We start from the raw sequence: 18,859 nt of genomic DNA, 5'->3' as shown, positions 1-18,859 counted from the left end.
GCCGAAGACGAACTAGGAGACGCTGAATGGCGCTTGCCCGTACCCGCCGTGGAGATTCCGGCCTCAACTACTGGCCGGGCTTCGTCGATGCGCTGTCGACGCTGGTGCTGTCGATCGTGTTCCTGCTGACCGTGTTCCTGGTGGTGCAGTTCTTCCTGTCGCAGGAGGTCACCGGCAAGGACAAGGCGCTGGAGCAGCTCAACGCCAAGATCGCGCAGCTCAACGAGATGCTGTCCCTGGAGAAGCTCGGCAAGCTCTCGCTCGACGACCAGGTTGCGCAACTGCGCGCCGGGCTCGCAAGCGCCGAAGCTGAGCGCGACCGCGTCAAGGGCCTCTATGACGGGCTCGCCAATGCCGGCAGCAATGCCGCCGGCCGCGCCAACGAGCTCAACCGGGCACTCGATTCCGAGAAGCAGGTCACGGCGCGGGCGCTGGCCCAGATCGAGGTGCTCAACCAGCAGATCAGCGCACTGCGCCGCCAGCTCGCCGCGCTCGAGGATGCGCTCGACGCCTCGGAGAAGCGCGACAAGGAATCGCAGAGCCGCATCGCCGATCTCGGCTCGCGCCTCAACGTCGCGCTGGCACAGCGGGTCCAGGAGCTCACCCGCTACCGCTCGGAGTTCTTCGGCCGGCTGCGCGCCATCCTCGGCAACCGTCCCGACATTCGCGTCGTCGGCGACCGCTTCGTGTTCCAGTCCGAGGTGTTCTTCGACACGGGGCAAGCCACCCTGCTGCCCGAGGGCCAGCAGGAGCTGAACTCGGTGGCGACGGCGCTGGTCGATCTCGACAAGCAGATCCCCGCTGAGATCTCCTGGGTGCTGCGGGTCGACGGCCACACCGACGTTCGTCCGATCAACAGCCCGGTGTTCAAGTCGAACTGGGAGTTGTCCTCGGCTCGCGCCATCTCGGTGGTGCAGTATCTGATCTCGCTCGGCGTCCCCGCGCAGCGCCTGGTCGCCGCCGGCTTCGCCGAATTCCAGCCGCTCGACCCCGCGAACACAGAGGACGCCTTCCGCCGCAACCGGCGTATCGAGCTGAAGCTGACGGAGCGGTGACGTCGAGCTCCACCCTGCGCCCCTATCGCGCCGACGACGAGGACGCGGCAATCGCGCTGTGGCAGGAGACCTGGCAGCTCGCCTATCCCGCCATCGACTTCGCTGCGCGGGTGCCGTGGTGGCGCGAACGCTGGCGCAGCGAGCTGGTGCCGAAGGCCGATGTGATCGTGGCCGAGGCGGAGGGCGTGCTCGCCGGGTTCGTCACGATCGATGCGACGGGCTATCTCGACCAGCTGGTCGTCTCGCCCGAGCATTGGGGCTCGCCGCTCGCTACTCAGTTGGTCGATGCAGCGAAGGAGCGATCACCTCACGGCATCACGCTGCTTGTGAACAAAGACAACGCGCGCGCGATCCGCTTCTACAAGCGCAAGGGCTTCATTGAAGCCGGCGAGGACGTCAACCCGACCTCGGGCCGTCCCGTGCTGCGGATGGTGTGGATGCCAACACAATCTGTTGAATCCGAGATGGTGCCGCAATGACGCTGCGCTCCCTCTCCCCGTTCTTACGGGGAGAGTGTTGGGGTGAGGGGCAGCCACGCGCACCGACCGTGCGGAGAGCCCCCCTCACCCGGATTGCATCTGACGATGCAATCCGACCTCTCCCCGCACGCGGGGCGAGGTGCACCGAGCGCGCCGCGATTTCTATTCACACAATTGCTGGCGCAGGGAGCTAACGACTTCTCTGCTCGACCCGTTTCGTATTGTCCTCAAACGCCGCGAAACAGCACACCGATCGTCAGCACCACGAACGCGATCGCCAGCGCGTCGAAGGCGTGGGCGGCCGACAGCAGCGGCACCGAGGCGTGCATGTAGTGCGCGAGCATCGCGACGAGGGCGAGCACCAGCGCAATTGCGAAGATGACGAACGAGGGCGGCGTGAGGGCAAAACTGCCACGACGATAAGGCATGTCCGTTGCTCCTGTTGGGACCCGGCACGCCTGCTACGAGCGGCGCGCCATCTGTTCCGGCAGGGAACGTACAAGGCGGGAGAAAGGTTGCAGGGTCGGGAACGAGAATTCCGAGGGTGTTGCCGGCCGTCCACGGTGTTGCAGGAACTACACGCCCTCGAACTGCAGCCGGGCCAGCCGCGCATAGAGGCCGTTGGCCGCAACCAGCGACGTGTGGGTGCCCTGCTCGACGATGCGGCCGCGATCCATGACCAGGATGCGGTCGCAGGACAGCACCGTCGCGAGGCGATGCGCGATCACCAGGGTGGTACGGTCCTTCATCAGCCCCTCGAGCGCGGTCTGCACCAGCGTCTCGCTCTCGGCGTCGAGCGCCGAGGTCGCCTCGTCGAGCAGCAGCAGCGGCGCATCGCGCAGGATGGCGCGCGCGATGGCGATGCGCTGGCGCTGGCCGCCCGAGAGCGTGACGCCGCGCTCGCCGAGCGAGGTGTCGAAGCCGTCCGGCAAGCGGCGGATGAATTCGCTGGCATGAGCGAGATCGGCGGCGCGCTCGACCTCGGCGTCGGTCGCCTCCGGCCGGCCGAAGCGGATGTTCTCGCGCGCACTGGCGGCGAACACCACGGATTCCTGCGGCACCAGCGCGATGCGCTCGCGCATCCTGCGCGGGTCGGCCGCGCGCACCGGCACACCGTCGAACGAGATCGAGCCGGAGGCGGGATCGTAGAAGCGCAGCAGAAGATGGAACAGCGTGCTCTTGCCGGCGCCGGAGGGGCCGACGATCGCGACCTTCTCACCTGCGCGGATCGCAAACGAGACGTCATCGAGGACGCGGACATCGGGGCGACCCGGATAGGCGAAGCTGACCCGCTCGAAGCCGAGGTCGCCACGCGCCGGCTCCGGCATCGGGCGCGGCTGCGCCGGCGCCGTGATTTCCGGCTGCACGTGCAACAGCTCGAACAGCCGCTCGGCGGCGCCGGACGCCGCCGACACTTCGCCCCAGACCTCCGAGAGCTGGCCGAGCCCGGCGGCCGCGAAGGCCGCGTAGAGCACGAACTGACCGAGCCGTCCGGCGCTGATCGCACCGGTCAGCACGTCGTGGGAGCCGACCCAGAGGATCGCGACGACGCTGGAGAACACGATGAAGATGATGATCGCGGTGAGCACGCCGCGCGCCTGGGTCGAGATCCGCGCCGCCTCGTAGGCCTGCTCGACCTCGCCGCCGAAACGCGCCGCCGCGAGCCTCTCGCTGGTATAGGCCTGCACCGTCCTGATCGAGCCGATCAGCTCGGACGCATAGGCCGAGGCGTCGGCGAGTGTGTCCTGGGCGTTGCGCGACAGCCGCCGGACCCAGCGCCCGAACGCCACCAGCGGCAGCACGATCAGCGGGATCGCCAGCAGCACGAAGCCGGACAGCTTCGGGCTCGTGATCACCATCATCGCGGTGGCGCCGATGAACAGCAGCAGATTGCGCAGCGCGATGGACACGGAGGCGCCCGCCGCCGATTTGATCTGGGTGGTGTCGGCGGTGAGCCGCGACACCAGCTCGCCGGAGCGCGCGGAATCGAAGAAGGAGGGCGACAGCGACATCAGATGCGCGAACACGTCGCGCCGGAGATCGGCGACGATGCGCTCGCCGATCGTCATGACGAGGTAGTAGCGGGCCGCGCTTGCCAGCGCGAGCACCGCCACGACGGCGATCATGACGCTGAAATAGCTGTTGATCAGCTCGATGCCTTTCGGCGTGAAGCCGAAATCGATCATGCGGCGGACCGCGATCGGCACCAGAAGCGTGGTCAGGGCCGCGACCGTGAGCGCGATCAGCGCCAGCAGGGCGCGGCCGCGATAGCGCAGGACATAGGGAGACAGCGCCAGCAGCGGGCGCAGCTTCGAGCGCCGCACAGGGCTTGCCGGCTCGGCCAATGCCTCGACGGCCGCAACGGCATCTCCAACCGGATCCTGCCCTGGGGCAGCGCCCTGCCGCTCGTCAAGCCGTTCCACTGCGCTCATGGGCCACCTGAGAATTCTTCCAAATACCGATCTGCCGTCCTGATAGGCCCGCCAGGCCGGGCTTGGCAAATCCGGAAACGTACCAAGGTGTTCATCCGCGACCTTGGCTTGTTTTGGGCAGAACCTTGGGCTATAGAGCCCGCCAATTGTCCCCCTTCAGTGACGACAGGATCAGGCGCGGCCGCGTCGCATCATGTCTTCGCATCGTGCCGTAGGATCAGCCATGAAAGCCGACATTCACCCGAATTATCATACGATTACGGTCGTGATGACCGATGGCACCGAGTACCAGACCCGCTCGACCTGGGGCAAAGAGGGCGACAAGCTCAACCTCGACATCGACCCCAAGTCGCACCCGGCCTGGACCGGTGGCACCCAGCAGATCATGGATCGCGGCGGCCGTGTCTCGCGCTTCCAGAAGAAGTTCCAGGGCTTCCTCAAGAAGGATTGATGCCTTCTTGCCCTCGGCACCGGCCTTCCTGGCCTGCGCCTGATCGAGAGCTCACAGCAAAACGCCCCCGGAAACGGGGGCGTTTTTGTTTCTGAGCTGGTCGCAACGAGACCTTCGGCTGGGGGAGCGGCCCGGCGGGGCCGCCCGATGCCGGCGCCTACTGCTCGAACGCGGCCTTCAGCCGGTTGAGATGCGGCACCAGCGGATTGCCGATCGCGCTCTGGTCCGGCGGCGGGGAATGAATGGTCGAGTCGAGCCGGCGGACCCGCACCTGCAGGCTCATCGAGCGCGAGATCAGGCTCTGCAGCTGCTGCGGCAGCTTCTCCAGCAGATCATCCGGCCCGGGATCTGCGGCGGTGAGCTTGACCTTGGTCTTCTCGCGGTTGGCCTGGCTCAGGGTCATCTCGCCCTCCTTCACCGCGCGGTGCAGGAGCAGCCAGGACGCCAGTTGCATCAGGCGGGTGGTGAGACGCATGCTCTCGGTCGCGTAGGTCAGGCTGACGGCGCGGTCGAGCGCCTTGGCCTCGTTGCGGCCGTCGCCATCGAGATAGGCGGCGGTCTCCTCGACCAGATCCATGCCTTCCCGGAACAGCGCGCCGAATGCAGCAGAATTGGTGAGCCGCTCGTTGAACTGAACCAGAGCGCCATCGCCCAGCAAACGGTCCGACATGGTTAACGCCTCTTAAACGCGACTGTTTACGCAACCCGGCAACGTCGCCGGTATGATGAACAAATCATTGCGCGGCCGGTTTCGAGAGTCCAGCAGCAACGCCTTTTATGGTTTCCACGGCGTGGGCCATGCCGTGCCCTCGTACCATTTGCGACTGCAACACGGCCGATCGCGGCCGAGTCGCACGATCAGCTCAACTAGCAACCATGATCACGGCAATAGTTTGCAGTCGTCGAACGAGGATCGTCACGCCTGCCGCGGCGCACAGGATTTTCGCGCCTGACCTGCTGGCGACCGAAGACCGGCACGGGCGCAATGAGCCGGCACGACGTTCGTTCCACGATCGCCGCCTGCGCATGGGGGAGCGCGCCACGGGCGACCGCCCGGTTCGCCCGGCTCGGCGCGGGCGCAAAAAAAGAGCCGCCGTTTCCGGCGGCTTTGAAGTTGATAACAGGGAGGCGTCAAACAGAGTGGACAGGAGCCACTCGGTGTCCAAACGAGGACGGTTCCGGTTGTAAACGCGAAAGCTTAATCAACCGTAAATGGCGAAAATTTTTCAATCTTCGTTAGCCATGTCGGCCACTGGCCGACCGCGTTTCTACGGCCGCGAGGTTCACGACTTGAAGATGCTGGCGGCGGCATCACGCGAGGCGCGCTTTTTCGCCACCGCCTGCTCGATGCGCTCGATCTCGGCCCGGAGCAGCGCCACCCGGCTGGTCAGCTCCTCGACCGACAGCATCGACAGATCCTGCCCGATCTCGTGCGAAACGGCCTTGCGCGGCCGATCGTCGTCCTCGTTCGCCATCTCACCCTCCTCCCGGTTGCCAGCCATGCCCCGGCTGGCTTAAGCACGCGGCAGCACCCGCTTTCAGCCCTCGCCGAAGGATTTCTCATGGAACAGCTGCCCGCGCAAATGACCGTGGTCGCCATCAGCCAGCCGGGCGGACCCGAGGTGCTCAAGCCGGAAACCCGGCCCGTGCCCAAGCCCGGCCCCGGCGAGATCCTGATCAAGGTGAAGGCCGCCGGCGTTAACCGTCCCGATGTCGCCCAGCGCTCCGGCAGCTATCCGCCGCCGCCCGGCGCCAGCGACCTGCCGGGGCTGGAAGTGGCCGGGGAGGTCGTGGCGCTCGGCGAGGGCGCCGTCCGGCACAAGCTCGGCGACACCGTGATGTCCCTGGTCGCCGGCGGCGGCTATGCGCAATATTGCATCGCACAAGACGCGCAGGCGATGGCGGTGCCGCCGGCGCTGTCCCTCCTGGAAGCCGGCGCCCTGCCCGAGACCCTGATGACGGTCTGGCACAACGTGTTCGAGCGCGGCGGCCTGAAGGCGGGCGAGACCCTGCTGGTGCATGGCGGCTCCTCCGGCATCGGCACCATGGCGATCCAGCTCGGCAAGGCATTCGGCGCCAAGGTGCTGGTCACCGTCGGCTCGCAGGACAAGGCCGACGCCTGCGTGAAGCTCGGCGCCGACCGCGCCATCAACTACAAGACGGAGGACTTCGTCGCCGTGGTCAAGGAAGCGACCAGCGGCAAGGGCGCCAACGTCATCCTCGACATGGTCGGCGGCGACTACATCGAGCGCAACTACGACGCCGCGGCCACCGATGGCCGCATCGTCCAGATCGCCTTCCTCGCCAGCCCCAAGGCGTCAGTCAATTTCGTCAAGCTGATGGTGAAGCGCCTGACCCATACCGGATCCACGCTGCGCCCGCGCAGCAACGCCGACAAGGCGGCGATGGTGGCGGCGATCGAGGCCAAGGTGATGCCGTTCCTGCGCGAGGGCCGCATCAAGCCATTGATGGACTCGACCTTTCCCCTCGCAGATGCAGCCAAAGCGCATGCACGCATGGAGACGAGCCAACATATTGGCAAAATTGTGTTGGAAATCTAGGCGCAGTCTAAACACAGCGTGTTTGGAAACTCTTTGATTCTCCTCGCTTTCGTGCCAATGATCGCGCACATCTGAACCGTGCCTGGAACGGCTCCAATTAGCCCGGCGACGACCTCTTTCGATTTGGCTTGTTTCGCTTTGGATTGGTGTCGAACGCGGAGATTTGACATTGCGTCTGATCAGGTGCCTTGCGTCGTTGGCGGCGCTGGGCCTCGTGATGTGTGGTGCCGCTGCCCCCGCTCAGGCCGTTGACGCGGTCAGCGTTCGCAGCGACGCGCCTGCGATCGACCTCACGGGCATCCTCGATCATCAGCGCAGTGAGAACGACCGCATCCAGGTCTCGACCGCGCCCGGCACCGACGGCATCGTCCGCCGCATCGAGGTGCGGGCGCGCGAGGGCGGCCAGAACTGGATCGTGTTCGCACTGGCCAACAACACCGACGACCAGCTCGACCGCCTGATCGTGGCACCGCACTACCGCGTGGTCGGCTCCGGCGTGTTGTGGCCCGATCTCGGCCTGTCGCGCATCGCCACCATCACGCCCTCGGTCGGCGACCTGCCGGAGCGGCAGGAGAGTCCGACCGCCGACGTCTTCCGCGTCACCCTCGATCCGGGCTCGGTCGTCACCTTCGTGGCCGAGCTGCGCACGGACAAGCTGCCGCAGCTCTATCTGTGGGAGCCCGAGGCCTACAAGGACAAGGTCAACTCGTTCACGCTGTACCAGGGCATCGTGATCGGCATCTCCGGTCTTCTCGCCCTCGTTCTCACGATCCTGTTCGTGGTCAAGGGCAGTATCATGTTTCCGGCGGCCGCGGCGCTGGCCTGGGCGGTGCTGGTCTATATCGGCGTCGATTTCGGCTTCTGGGGCAAGGTCCTGGACATGTCGAACAATGCCGAGCGCGTCTGGCGCGCGGCGGGCGAGGCGATCCTCGCCGCGACCCTGCTGGTGTTCCTGTTCGCCTATCTCAATTTGTCGCGCTGGCACGTTCGCTACTCGCACATCACGCTGGGCTGGCTGTTCTTCCTGGGCTCGCTGGTCGCGGTGGCGCTGTTCGACCCGGCGGTGGCCTCGGGCATCGCGCGCATGTCGTTGCTCTTGATCGCCGTGCTGGGCTTTGCGCTGATCGTCTATCTCTCCAGCCACGGCTTCGACCGCGCGGTGCTGCTGATCCCGACCTGGTTCCTGCTCACGGTGTGGGTCGCCGCCGCCGGCATGACGGTCGCGGGCCAGGTCACCAACGACATCGTCGGCCCGGCGCTGCTCGGCGGCCTCGTGCTGATCGTGATGCTGATCGGCTTCACCGTGATGCAGCACGCCTTCGCCGGCGGCGGCGCCACCACCGGCATCGTCTCCGACGTCGAGCGCCGCGCACTGGCGCTCGCTGGCTCCGGCGACCTGATCTGGGACTGGGACGTCTCCGCCGACAAGGTGTTCACCAGCCCGGAGACCGAGAGCCTGCTCGGCCTGAAGCGCGGCACGCTGGAAGGCCCGGCCGCGAAATGGCTCGAGGTGCTGCATCCGCTCGATCAGGACCGCTTCCGCGCCGCGCTCGACAGTGTCCTCGACCAGCGCCGCGGTCGCCTGGTGCAGGACTTCCGTCTGCGCACGCCCGACGGTCATTTCATGTGGTTCGCGCTGAAGGCGCGCCCCGTGGTCGGCTCCGACGGCGAGGTCTCGCGCGTGGTCGGCACCTTGACGGACGTGACCGAGTTCAAGAATGCCGAGGAGCGCCTGCTCCACGACAGCGTGCACGACAATCTGACCGGCCTGCCCAACCGCAAGCTGTTCATCGACCGTCTTGCCGCCGTCGCCAATTTCGCCAAGTCGATGCCGGCCATGCGGCCGACCCTGATGGTGATCGATCTCGACCGCTTCAAGCAGGTCAACGACTCCGTCGGCATCGCGGTCGGCGATTCCATCCTGCTGACCCTGGCGCGGCGGCTGTCGCGCATCCTCAAACCCCAGGACACGCTGGCGCGGCTGGCCGGCGATCAGTTCGGCCTGATCCTGCTGTCGGAGCAGGACCCCGCCCGCATCACCGCCTTCGCCGAGACCATCCGCAAGACCATCCGCGCGCCGATCGCCTTCAACGAGCGCGAGATCTTCCTGACCGCCTCGATCGGGCTCGCTTTGTCCGATCCGCAGACGCAGCTGTCGGAGGACATCATCAAGGATGCCGAGCTTGCGATGTATCATTCCAAGCGCATCGGCGGCGACCGCATCGACGTCTACAAGCCGGCGATGCGCGCGCGCAAGAACGACCGCCTGACCCTGGAGAGCGAGCTGCGCCGCTCGATCGAGCGCCAGGAGATCACCATCCTTTACCAGCCGATCGTGCGGCTGGAGGATCGCTCGATCGCCGGCTTCGAGGCGTTGGCACGCTGGGACCATCCGAAGCTCGGCCGGATGTCGCCGATCGAGTTCATCACCATCGCGGAAGAGATCGGCCTGATCGTCGATCTCGGCACCTTCGTGCTCGACCAGACGGCGCGGCAGCTCTCGGTGTGGCAGCGCGCGACACGGCTGCGCGAGCCGATCTTCGCCAGCGTCAACGTCTCCTCCCGCCAGCTCCTGCGCCACGACCTGATCCACGACATCCGCTCGGTGCTGGCGCGCTCTTCGGTGGCGCGCGGCTCGCTCAAGATCGAGCTGACGGAATCGCTGGTGATGGAAAACCCCGAGCACGCCGCGCAGATGCTGGCGCGCATCCGCGAGCTCGGCGTCGGCCTGTCGATCGACGATTTCGGCACCGGCCATTCCTCGCTGGCCTATCTGCAGCGCTTCCCGTTCGATACCTTGAAGATCGACCAGTCGTTCGTGCGCACCACCGCGCGCGGCACCCGTCCCGTCATCCTCAAATCGATCATCGCGCTGGCGCACGACCTCGGCATGGACGTGGTGGCGGAAGGCGCGGAGACCGACTCCGATGCCGTCGAGCTCTATCAGCTCGGCTGCGAATACGCCCAGGGCTACGCCTTCGGCGAGCCGATGGACGCCGACGCCGCGATGCGGCTTCTCACGGAAGAGCGGCTGGAAGCGGCGAGCTGAGGCTGCAATGCATCGAGGATGGCAACAGCCTCAGGATGCATCTTTCATTTTGCTTCGTTTGAGGTAGAGTTACCGCGGTACCGCGTAAAGGGTGCCGTGTGAGTGATGACCGATGCGTGCTTGCGGGGCAGAAGGCTCGCGACATGGCCCGTTCGCGACGAGCCTAGTCCGTCTCGAACTGCGACAGCGCCGTGAGCGCGCGGCGATAATTGTCGCCCCCGAGCCGGCGTGCCACCCGCTTCTCGTGCGCGGCGACCAGTGCATTGGCCTTCTTGAGCATCAGGCGGCCACGCGGCGTCAGGCCGAGCGCATGGGCCCTGCGGTCGTGCTCGGAGCGCTCGCGCACGATCAGGCCGGCCTGCTGAAGGTCGTCGAGCAGCGCGACCATGCGCGCGCGCTCGATGCCCAGCGCGCCGGCGATCGCGATCTGCGCGGCGCCGGGATTGGCCGCGATCGTCTCCAGGATCGAATAGAGGATGACGTCGAGGTCGATCGTCGCGAGCGCGGCGTTGACGTCGCGGAAAATCCAGTGCTGCAGGCGGCGGACGAAATAGCCGAGATGGTTCTCGAGCTCACCGAGACCGATCCCGGAATCCTGGCTGGTTGTGTCTCGCTGCGCTCCGGTGCTCGCGCTCTTGGGCATGCTGGCTCGCTGACATGAGGCATCCCTGCCTAGACCGATGCCGTCGCAGGGGCAAGCCGCTCCAATCGGTCACATCCACAATAATTGCAAAGTACAACCATTCTGTTAGTCTCGCGGTCAACGAATACAACATGGGAGGGAAACGCATGCCGTCATCGATGGCGATGGTTGCCTGCATTGCAACCGCAATGCGGCGGCGCATTACACCCGATCGCGGCGCCCGCCGCGCAGCGTGTTCCTCCCGCACTGCAGCTTCAGCGATCACCTCCCGCAGCCCGGAGACACGCCATGGCTGATGCAGAACGCCGCGCCTCCGAGCCTGCGATGTTCGCCGAGCCGTCGATCGAGGCTGTCAGGCGCGACGACGGCGCGATCATCCTGCGCTCGCGCATGCCGCTGCAGCCGGCCGCGCGCTGCACCGGCGAATGGCTGGAGCATTGGGGCCGCCATTTCCCGGATCGCACGTTCCTGGCCGAACGTCGTGGCGACAACTGGACCTGGCTCACCTACGGCGAAACATTGATGCAGGTCCGCGCCGCCGCGGCCTGGATGCTCGCGCAGGGCCTCGGTCCCGAGCGTCCGCTGGCGATCCTGTCCGACAACAGCATCGCGCATGCCGTGCTGGCGCTCGCCGCGCAGCACGTCGGCATCCCCGTCTGCGCGATCTCCCCGGCCTATTCGCTGATGTCGACGGACCACGAGAAGCTGCGTGCGATGATCCGTCTGCTCGATCCCGGCGCCATCTTCGTCGCGCAGCGCGAGCCGTTCGCGCGCGCGCTCGCCGCTGTCGACGGCCTGCATCGGGCGACGGTCATCGCCGGCGACGGCGATGCAACGAGCGCGCTGTCGCTGCAGGCCCTGCTCGCGACAAAGCCCGGGCCGGAGGTCGACCGCGCCTTCGCCGCGGTCACGCCGGACACGGTGGCCAAGCTGCTGTTCACCTCCGGCTCGACCGGGCAGCCGAAAGCGGTGATCAACACGCACCGGATGCTGACCATGAGCCAGCAGGCCAAGGCGCAGTTGTGGATGTTCCTGCGCGAGGTCGAGGGCGGCCCCGTCATCGTCGACTGGCTGCCATGGAGTCACACCTTCGGCGCCAACCACAATTTCAACCTGGTGCTGAGCCACGGCGGATCGATCTACATCGACGGCGGCAAGCCTGCGCCGGGCCTGTTCGAGACGTCGCTCGCCAATCTACGCAGCCTGGTGCCGACGATCTATTTCAACGTGCCGCGCGGCTTCGACATGCTGGTCGCGGCACTCAGGTCCGACGACGATCTGCGCCGCAGATTTTTCTCCGGCGTCAGGTGCATCCTCTATGCGGCCGCGGCCTTGCCGCAAAATCTGTGGGATGCGCTCAACGAGATGAGCCGGGCCACGATCGGCCGCCCTGCACCGCTGGTGTCGGCGTGGGGCGCCACCGAGACATCGCCGCTCGCGACCGACTGCCACTTCTTCGCCGAGCGCGCCGGCAACATCGGCGTGCCCATCCCCGGCACAGAGCTCAAGCTGGTGCCGACCGGCGAGAAGCTCGAGGTGCGCGTGCGCGGGCCGAACGTGATGCCGGGCTATTGGAAGGCGCCCGAACTCACGGCCGCGGCTTTCGACGAGGAGGGCTTCTACAAGATCGGCGACGCCGTGAAGCTTGCAGATCCCGAGCATCCGGAGCGCGGCCTGTTCTTCGACGGCCGCATCACCGAGGATTTCAAGCTCAGCTCCGGGACATGGGTGAACGTCGGCGCGCTGCGCGTCGCCGGCATCGCGGCGCTGGCGCCGTTGGCGCAGGACATCGTGATCGCCGGCCACGGCACCGACGAGGTGCACTTTCTCATCGTGCCCAACATCGCAGCGTGCCGCGGCGCTGCCGGGATGACCGAGGCCGTCCCGGCCGGCGACGTTCTGGCGCATCCATCGGTGCGCACCGCCATCGCGCGAGGATTGGCCAGGCTCCGCACCGAGGCGGTCGGCTCGTCGCGCTATGCGACCCGTGCGCTGTTGATGGCGGAGCCGCCCTTGCTCGATGCCGGCGAGATCACTGACAAGGGCTATATCAACCAGCGCGCAGTGCTCACCCGCCGCGCCGATCTGGTCGCACGACTGAAGGATGAAACCGCGACCGAGCTGATCAGGCCCGACATGTCCTGACCCAGAACTACGCAACTACTCAACTCACTCACAAGACGGCGCCCGTACTACTACGGGAACGCCTCGCGAGTGCGGCAATTGGTTACCATCCACACTTAACCGGGCATCAACTGCGAATCCTTAAAATCACTCGCATCTAGCTCCCTCATTTGCCCGGACCGCCCCATGGCTCAGCCGCGTTTCTCTCTCGCCTTCCGCATCTACGCGATCATCGGCCTGTCGTTCTGTGGACTGGTGGGGCTCGCCGCAACGCAGAGCCAGAACCTCGAGACCGCTCTCAAGGATCAGCGGCAGAGCGAGCTGAGCCATCTGGCGCAGACGGCAGTCAGCATCGCCCGCGAGGAATATGATGCGATCGCGCGCGACAAGGTGGCGCCCGAGGTCGCGCAGAAGAAGGCGGCCGAGCGGATCGGCAAGCTGCGCTACGGCAGCGGTGACTACTTCTGGATCAACGACATGGGTCCGAAGATGGTCATGCATCCGATCAAGCCGGAGCTGAATGGTCAGAACCTCGCTGACAACAAGGACCCGACCGGAAAGCGGCTGTTCGTCGAAATGGTCGACGTCGTCAAGCGCCAGGGCGCCGGCGTCGTCGACTACATGTGGCCGAAGCCCGGCAAGGATGCGCCACAGCCGAAGATGTCCTATGTCGCCGGCTTCGAGCCCTGGGGCTGGATCGTCGGCACCGGCGTCTATGTCGACGATCTCGAAGCCCAGATGTGGGAAAGCAAGCGCAGCGTGTTCATTGCCGCCATGCTGGTGATGCTGATCATCGGATCGATCACGCTGATCATCGCGCGGCGGATGTCGTCGGCGCTGGCCGCGATGAGCGGCGCGCTGACCGAGCTCGGCAATGGAAACTTCGACATCAAGCTGCCGGGCCAGAACCGCAGCGACGAGCTCGGCGACATGGCGCGCTCGATCGAGCAGTTCAGGCAGAAGACCGAGGAGAAGGCGCGGCAGACCGCGATGCTCGAAGACGAGCAGCGCCAGGTCGCAGAGCGCATCAAGACCAAGGCGCTGCAGGAGATGGCCGAAGCCGTCGAGCAGGCCGCCAGCAGCGCGGTCGGCGAGGTCGCGCAGGGAACCGGCCACATGGCCGACAATGCCAAGTCGATGACCGACAGTGCGCTGACGCTGGAGCGCAACTCGAGCAGCGTTGCGGCGGCGGCCGAGCAGGCCCTCGCCACCACCCAGACGGTCGCCAAGGCGTCGGCCCAGCTCGCCGCCTCGATCTCGCAGATCTCCAGCCAGGTCAGCTCGTCGCGCGAGCTCACGCGCAAGGCCGTTGCCGCCTCGTCCGACGCCCAGGCCACCATCGCGAAGCTGTCGGAAGCCGCCGACAAGGTCGGCGCCGTGACCAGCCTGATCAGCGAGATTGCCGGCCAGACCAACCTGCTGGCGCTGAACGCCACCATCGAGGCCGCCCGGGCCGGCGATGCAGGCCGCGGCTTTGCGGTCGTCGCCTCCGAGGTGAAATCGCTCGCCGAGCAGACCGCCAAGGCGACCAGCGAGATCGCGCAGCAGATTGCCGAGATTCAGGACTCGACCCGCGCCTCGGTCACCTCGATCGGGGCGATCGGCGAAGTCATCCGCAACGTCGAAGCCGTATCCTCCGGCATTGCCGATGCGATCCAGGCGCAGAACAGCGTGACCATCGAGATTTCGCGCACGGTCGAGGAGACGTCCGCCGCCGCGCGCGAGGTCGCCAGCCAGATCGCCGAGGTCTCTCGCGAAGCCAGCGAGGCCGGCCGGCGCTCGACCGACATCCGCGACGGCTCGACTGTTGTCGCCGACAAGGTGCAGCGGCTGCGCACCGAACTGGTGCGGGTGATCCGGACGTCGACTGCCGACGTCGATCGCCGGCTGTCGACGCGGCTCAACATCAACCGCCCGGGCACGCTGCAGGTGAACGGCGAAGCGATCCCTGTCACCGTGCGCAACCTCTCGCTCGGCGGCGCCCTGCTCGAAGCCGTTCCGGTTCGTCTGACGATGAACACGTCGGTGACGCTTGCCATCACCGGCATGGTGTCCGATCTGCCGGGGACCGTGACCCGCGTTGGCGACCGTACCGCGTTGGTCCAGTTCGCATTGAACCCGGAGCAATCGGCGCGGCTGACGGCGCTGGTCTCGGACCGTCAGGCGGCGTAACGCGCCGATCTCCGCCTCAACGGAAATGGCAGGCGACGAGATGCCCCTCGGCGCTTGCCTTCAATGGCGGCACTTCCTTGCTGCAGACGTCCTTGGCGATCGGGCAGCGGGTATGAAAGTGACAGCCCGATGGTGGATTGATCGGGCTCGGCACCTCGCCCTTGAGCCGCACGCGCTTGCGCTTGACGCTCGGATCCGGGATCGGCACCGCCGACAGCAGCGCCTCGGTGTAGGGATGTTTCGGCGTCGAATAGAGCTGGCGTGACGGCGCGGTCTCGACGATGCGGCCAAGATACATCACCGCGACGCGGCGGCTGATGTGCTCGACGACCGAGAGGTCGTGGGCGACGAACAGATAGGCGATGCCGAACTTCTGCTGCAGATCCTCGAGCAGGTTGATGACCTGGGCCTGGATCGACACATCGAGCGCCGACACCGGCTCGTCGCAGATGATCAGCTTGGGCTCGACCGCGATCGCCCGCGCGATGCCGATGCGCTGGCGCTGGCCGCCCGAGAACTCGTGCGGATAGCGCGTCATGTGGTCGGCCTGCAGGCCGACGGTCTCCAGGAGATGAACGATGCGCGCCTCGTATTGCTGGCGTGAGGTCGCCAGCCCATGGATGGTCAGCGCCTCGCCGATGATGGCGCCGATGGTCATGCGCGGGTTGAGCGAGGCATAGGGGTCCTGGAAGATGATCTGGATGTCGCGGCGAAGCGCGCGCAGGCTTTCGCCGGACAGCGCGATGACGTCCTTGCCCTCGAAATTCAGTTCGCCCGAGCTCGGCTCGATCAGCCGGAGGACGCAGCGCCCGGTGGTCGATTTGCCGCAGCCGGACTCGCCGACGAGGCCGAAGGTCTCGCTCGGCTCGATGTCGAAGTTGACGCCGTCCACGGCCCGCACGCTGCCGATCTGGCGCTTCAAGAGCCCGCCCCGGATCGGGAACGCCTTGGTCAGGTTGCGTACGCTGAGCAGCGGCGCGGGTACGACGGGGGTGGCAATGGCAGCTTCGGTCATCACAGCAACGTCTCTTCGGCGCGGATGCACGCCACCTTGTGGCCGGGCTCGATCTCGCGCAGCAGAGGCTGCGCGGTCCTGCAATCGGGAATGGCGAAGCGGCAGCGAGAGGCGAAGCGGCAGCCCTCCGGCGGATTGACCAGCTTCGGCACGCTGCCGGGGATGCTTTCCAGCCGGCTCTTCCTGACCGCGTCGAGATCGATCCGCGGGATCGAGCGGATCAGGCCCTGCGTATAGGGATGGCGCGGATTGGCGAACAGCCGCTCGACCGGCGCCTCCTCCGCGACCCGGCCGGCATACATCACCACGACACGTTGCGCGACCTCGGCCACGACGCCCATCGCGTGGGTGATCAGCATGATCGACATGCCGAGCCGCTCCTTCATGTCGAGCAGCAGATCGAGGATCTGCGCCTGGATCGTGACGTCGAGCGCCGTCGTCGGCTCGTCGGCGATCAAGAGCTTGGGATTGCACGACAGCGCCATCGCGATCATCACGCGCTGGCGCATGCCGCCGGAGAAATGGTGCGGATAGTCGTGAACGCGGGCTTTCGGATTGGGGATCTGCACCAGCGCCAGCATCTCGGCCGCCCGATCCATCGCCGCCTTGTTGGACAGGCCCTGGTGCAACCGGATCACCTCGGCGATCTGATCGCCGACGGTGTAGACCGGGTTGAGCGAGGTCATCGGCTCCTGGAACACGATCGCGATCTCGCTGGCGCGGATCTTGTTCATCTCGGACGAGCCGAGCGGCACCAGGTCACGGCCCTGCCACAGGATCTGGCCCCCGGCGATGCGGCCGGGCGGCATCGCGATCAGCTTCAGCACCGACATCGCGGTGACGGTCTTGCCGGAGCCGGACTCGCCGACCACGCACAGGGTCTCGCCGCTGCCGATCGAGATGTCGACGCCGTCGACGGCCTGGACCTCGCCCTCGTCGGTGTTGAAATAGGTCTTCAGCCCCTTGATCTCGAGCAGCGGAGCTACGCGCGCGTCCATCACATCACCTTCCGCGGATCGAGCGCATCGCGCAGGCCATCGCCGATGAAGTTGATCGCGATGACCGTGAGGAAGATCGCGCCGCCGGCGAACAGCGCCCAATGCGGCGCGATGTCGAGATAGTCCTTGGCGTCGAACAGCAGCCGGCCCCAGGTCGGAATGTCCGGCGGGAAGCCGAGACCGAGGAACGACAACGTCGATTCCGCGATGATCGCGGCCGCGACGTCGATGGTGCCGGCGACGATCACCGGCCCCAGCGCGTTCGGCAGGATGTGGCGAACGACGAGACGGGTGTTGGAGGCGCCGAGCGCGCGCGCCGCCTCGACGAATTCCTTCTCGCGCAGCGACAGGAACTGGGCGCGGACCAGACGCGCCACATGCATCCAGCGGAAGCCGCCGATCACGAGCACGATGAGCACGAACACGCCGCCTTCCGGGCCGAGCCAGCCTTTGAGGAAATCGCGGAACAAATAGATGATCAGGAGCAGCAGCGGCAGTTGCGGCAGCGACAGAAACAGATCGGTCAGCCACATCAGCGCGGCATCCACCGGTCCCTTGGCCGAGCCGGCGATCGCACCGACGAGAATGCCGACGAACAGCGCCACGCCCATCGCGGCAAAGCCGACCGCAAGCGAGATGCGGCCGCCATAGATCATGCGCGCCAGCAGATCCTGGCCGAGATCGTCCGTGCCGAACGGGTGCTCCCAGGACGGCGGCGCGAGGCGTGCCGTGAAGTCGATCTCGTTGATCGGAATCCGCCACAGCCACGGGCCGAGCAGGATCGAGAGCGCGAGCAGCAGCAGCACGACGATGCTGGCCGCCGCGAGGCGGTGACGGAGGAAGCGGCGGAGCGCGTCGCGGCCCGGCGAGAAACGCCGTTTGGGCGATGCGACGACCGGCACCGTCTCAACGGAAGGAGATGCGTGGGTCAAGCCAGCCATACAGAATGTCTGCGATGAGGTTGAAGAGGACGACGAGGCAGGCGAACACGAAGGTCACCGCCATGATGACCGGCGTATCGTTGGCGAGGATCGCGCTGATCAGGAGCGAGCCGATGCCGGGAATGCGGAAGATCTGCTCGGTGACGATGGCGCCGCCGAACACCGTCGGCATCTGCAGCGCGACCAGCGTCACCACCGGGATCAGCGCATTGCGCACGACGTGCTTGACGATCACCTTGCCCTCGTCGAGGCCCTTGGAACGCGCGGTCGTGACGTAGTCGAGCTTGATGACGTCGAGCACGGCGGAACGGACATAGCGCGTATAGGACGCCGCCTGGTAGAGGCCGAGCACCATGACCGGCATGATCGCCTGCTTGATGCTCTCCCACCACCATTGCCAGCCGGTCGCCTGCAGGTCGGCGCGATAGACGAACGGCAGCCAGCCGAGATTGACGCTGAAGATCAGGATCAGCAGCAAGCCGGTGAAGAAGGTCGGCAGCGAGAAGCCGATGAAGGCGAAGGTGTTGGCGATCTGGTCGAAGATCGAATACGGCCGCCGCGCCGCGAGCACGCCCACCGGCAGCGCCACCGCCAGCGCCAAGATCTGCGCGGTGCCGACCACGTAGAGCGTGGTCGGTATCCGCTGCAGGATCAGCGTGTCGACGTTGACGCGGCTGGCGAAGGAGAAGCCCCAGTCGCCCTGGAACATGGCGACCAGCCAGTGGACATAGCGCAACAGCACGGGATCGTTCATCCCGAACTTGATGCGCAGCGCCTCGCGCACCTCGGGCGGCACGTTCGGGTTGCTCGCGAGCTCGCCGAATGGATCGCCCGGTGCCAGCGCGAGCAGCACGAATAGAATGAGACTGATGCCGAGCAGGCTCGGCACAGCGACGATGAGGCGCCTGAGAAGATAGTTTCCCATCGCTCCACCCCTAC

At 66.4% G+C, this 18,859-nt stretch carries 16 protein-coding genes; 7 read left to right on the top strand and 9 right to left on the bottom strand.

Annotation, left to right across the window (positions count from 1 at the left end):
- The first annotated feature begins 26 nt into the window (after nt 1–26).
- Both QX048_RS01765 and QX048_RS01760 read left to right on the top strand, forming a co-directional pair.
- Complete coding sequence (locus QX048_RS01765; protein ID WP_315734445.1) at nt 27–1,055, top strand: peptidoglycan -binding protein; 1,029 nt, start codon at nt 27–29, stop codon at nt 1,053–1,055.
- On the top strand, nt 1,052–1,534 hold the full coding sequence (locus QX048_RS01760) for a GNAT family N-acetyltransferase (RefSeq protein ID WP_315826017.1): 483 nt from the start codon (nt 1,052–1,054) through the stop codon (nt 1,532–1,534). Before QX048_RS01765 ends, QX048_RS01760 begins: the two co-directional genes overlap by 4 nt.
- A gap of 227 nt (nt 1,535–1,761) precedes the next feature.
- On the opposite strand, the gene QX048_RS01755 is transcribed toward QX048_RS01760, so the two are convergent.
- A complete protein-coding gene (locus QX048_RS01755) occupies nt 1,762–1,962 on the bottom strand; it encodes a hypothetical protein (protein WP_006614616.1) in 201 nt (66 codons plus the stop codon).
- Between the two features lie 147 nt (nt 1,963–2,109).
- Complete coding sequence (locus QX048_RS01750) at nt 2,110–3,966, bottom strand: ABC transporter ATP-binding protein/permease (RefSeq protein WP_315713894.1); 1,857 nt, start codon at nt 3,964–3,966, stop codon at nt 2,110–2,112.
- 223 nt (nt 3,967–4,189) lie between these two features.
- Between QX048_RS01750 and rpmE the strand changes: the two genes are divergently transcribed.
- On the top strand, nt 4,190–4,417 hold the full coding sequence (gene rpmE, locus QX048_RS01745) for a 50S ribosomal protein L31 (RefSeq protein WP_012046762.1): 228 nt from the start codon (nt 4,190–4,192) through the stop codon (nt 4,415–4,417).
- A 157-nt stretch (nt 4,418–4,574) separates the two neighbouring features.
- On the opposite strand, the gene QX048_RS01740 is transcribed toward rpmE, so the two are convergent.
- Both QX048_RS01740 and QX048_RS01735 read right to left on the bottom strand, forming a co-directional pair.
- On the bottom strand, nt 4,575–5,087 hold the full coding sequence (locus tag QX048_RS01740) for a DUF1465 family protein (RefSeq protein WP_315713893.1): 513 nt from the start codon (nt 5,085–5,087) through the stop codon (nt 4,575–4,577).
- A 613-nt stretch (nt 5,088–5,700) separates the two neighbouring features.
- Nucleotides 5,701–5,892 (bottom strand): DUF1192 domain-containing protein, encoded by a 192-nt coding sequence (locus QX048_RS01735; RefSeq protein WP_315713892.1) that lies wholly within the window; start codon nt 5,890–5,892, stop codon nt 5,701–5,703.
- A gap of 87 nt (nt 5,893–5,979) precedes the next feature.
- Between QX048_RS01735 and QX048_RS01730 the strand changes: the two genes are divergently transcribed.
- Together QX048_RS01730 and QX048_RS01725 are read left to right on the top strand one after the other, a co-directional pair.
- On the top strand, nt 5,980–6,978 hold the full coding sequence (locus QX048_RS01730) for an NAD(P)H-quinone oxidoreductase (protein ID WP_315713891.1): 999 nt from the start codon (nt 5,980–5,982) through the stop codon (nt 6,976–6,978).
- Between the two features lie 169 nt (nt 6,979–7,147).
- A complete protein-coding gene (locus QX048_RS01725) occupies nt 7,148–10,027 on the top strand; it encodes an EAL domain-containing protein (protein ID WP_315713890.1) in 2,880 nt (959 codons plus the stop codon).
- Nucleotides 10,028–10,190: 163 nt separating this feature from the next.
- On the opposite strand, the gene QX048_RS01720 is transcribed toward QX048_RS01725, so the two are convergent.
- Nucleotides 10,191–10,670, bottom strand: coding sequence for a MarR family winged helix-turn-helix transcriptional regulator (locus QX048_RS01720; protein ID WP_316169479.1), 480 nt, complete (start codon nt 10,668–10,670; stop codon nt 10,191–10,193).
- A 288-nt stretch (nt 10,671–10,958) separates the two neighbouring features.
- On the opposite strand from QX048_RS01720, the gene QX048_RS01715 reads away from it, so the two are divergent.
- Both QX048_RS01715 and QX048_RS01710 read left to right on the top strand, forming a co-directional pair.
- Complete coding sequence (locus QX048_RS01715) at nt 10,959–12,815, top strand: feruloyl-CoA synthase (RefSeq protein ID WP_316191667.1); 1,857 nt, start codon at nt 10,959–10,961, stop codon at nt 12,813–12,815.
- Between the two features lie 165 nt (nt 12,816–12,980).
- A complete protein-coding gene (locus QX048_RS01710) occupies nt 12,981–14,966 on the top strand; it encodes a cache domain-containing protein (RefSeq protein ID WP_316191668.1) in 1,986 nt (661 codons plus the stop codon).
- A 16-nt stretch (nt 14,967–14,982) separates the two neighbouring features.
- Here QX048_RS01710 and QX048_RS01705 read toward each other — a convergent pair whose 3' ends face one another.
- From QX048_RS01705 to QX048_RS01690, 4 genes are read right to left on the bottom strand one after another with little or no spacing between them, the layout of a single operon-like run.
- Nucleotides 14,983–15,981, bottom strand: a complete 999-nt coding sequence (locus QX048_RS01705) for a dipeptide ABC transporter ATP-binding protein (RefSeq protein ID WP_315713886.1) — start codon at nt 15,979–15,981, stop codon at nt 14,983–14,985.
- On the bottom strand, nt 15,981–16,979 hold the full coding sequence (locus tag QX048_RS01700; RefSeq protein WP_315826015.1) for an ABC transporter ATP-binding protein: 999 nt from the start codon (nt 16,977–16,979) through the stop codon (nt 15,981–15,983). The genes QX048_RS01705 and QX048_RS01700 overlap by 1 nt, the downstream gene beginning before the upstream one ends.
- Nucleotides 16,979–17,920, bottom strand: a complete 942-nt coding sequence (locus QX048_RS01695; protein WP_315826014.1) for an ABC transporter permease — start codon at nt 17,918–17,920, stop codon at nt 16,979–16,981. The genes QX048_RS01700 and QX048_RS01695 overlap by 1 nt, the downstream gene beginning before the upstream one ends.
- Nucleotides 17,886–18,845: an ABC transporter permease gene (locus QX048_RS01690; RefSeq protein WP_316165784.1), complete on the bottom strand. Its 960-nt coding sequence runs from the start codon at nt 18,843–18,845 to the stop codon at nt 17,886–17,888. Before QX048_RS01690 ends, QX048_RS01695 begins: the two co-directional genes overlap by 35 nt.
- Nucleotides 18,846–18,859 lie beyond the last annotated feature (14 nt).

The organism is Bradyrhizobium sp. SZCCHNS30572 (assembly GCF_032484415.1).
In the GTDB taxonomy this organism is placed as follows: domain Bacteria; phylum Pseudomonadota; class Alphaproteobacteria; order Rhizobiales; family Xanthobacteraceae; genus Bradyrhizobium.
This window is presented reverse-complemented; position numbering and strand designations above follow the sequence as displayed.

Bases quoted from the DNA above. Each gene is read 5' to 3' on its own strand.
- QX048_RS01765 (WP_315734445.1), top strand. From the start codon at position 27: ATGGCGCTTGCCCGTACCCGCCGTGGAGATTCCGGCCTCAACTACTGG.
- QX048_RS01755 (WP_006614616.1), bottom strand. From the start codon at position 1,962: ATGCCTTATCGTCGTGGCAGTTTTGCCCTCACGCCGCCCTCGTTCGTC.
- QX048_RS01750 (WP_315713894.1), bottom strand. From the start codon at position 3,966: ATGAGCGCAGTGGAACGGCTTGACGAGCGGCAGGGCGCTGCCCCAGGG.
- rpmE (WP_012046762.1), top strand. From the start codon at position 4,190: ATGAAAGCCGACATTCACCCGAATTATCATACGATTACGGTCGTGATG.
- QX048_RS01740 (WP_315713893.1), bottom strand. From the start codon at position 5,087: ATGTCGGACCGTTTGCTGGGCGATGGCGCTCTGGTTCAGTTCAACGAG.
- QX048_RS01735 (WP_315713892.1), bottom strand. From the start codon at position 5,892: ATGGCGAACGAGGACGACGATCGGCCGCGCAAGGCCGTTTCGCACGAG.
- QX048_RS01730 (WP_315713891.1), top strand. From the start codon at position 5,980: ATGGAACAGCTGCCCGCGCAAATGACCGTGGTCGCCATCAGCCAGCCG.
- QX048_RS01720 (WP_316169479.1), bottom strand. From the start codon at position 10,670: ATGCCCAAGAGCGCGAGCACCGGAGCGCAGCGAGACACAACCAGCCAG.
- QX048_RS01715 (WP_316191667.1), top strand. From the start codon at position 10,959: ATGGCTGATGCAGAACGCCGCGCCTCCGAGCCTGCGATGTTCGCCGAG.
- QX048_RS01710 (WP_316191668.1), top strand. From the start codon at position 12,981: ATGGCTCAGCCGCGTTTCTCTCTCGCCTTCCGCATCTACGCGATCATC.
- QX048_RS01705 (WP_315713886.1), bottom strand. From the start codon at position 15,981: ATGACCGAAGCTGCCATTGCCACCCCCGTCGTACCCGCGCCGCTGCTC.
- QX048_RS01700 (WP_315826015.1), bottom strand. From the start codon at position 16,979: ATGGACGCGCGCGTAGCTCCGCTGCTCGAGATCAAGGGGCTGAAGACC.
- QX048_RS01695 (WP_315826014.1), bottom strand. From the start codon at position 17,920: ATGGCTGGCTTGACCCACGCATCTCCTTCCGTTGAGACGGTGCCGGTC.
- QX048_RS01690 (WP_316165784.1), bottom strand. From the start codon at position 18,845: ATGGGAAACTATCTTCTCAGGCGCCTCATCGTCGCTGTGCCGAGCCTG.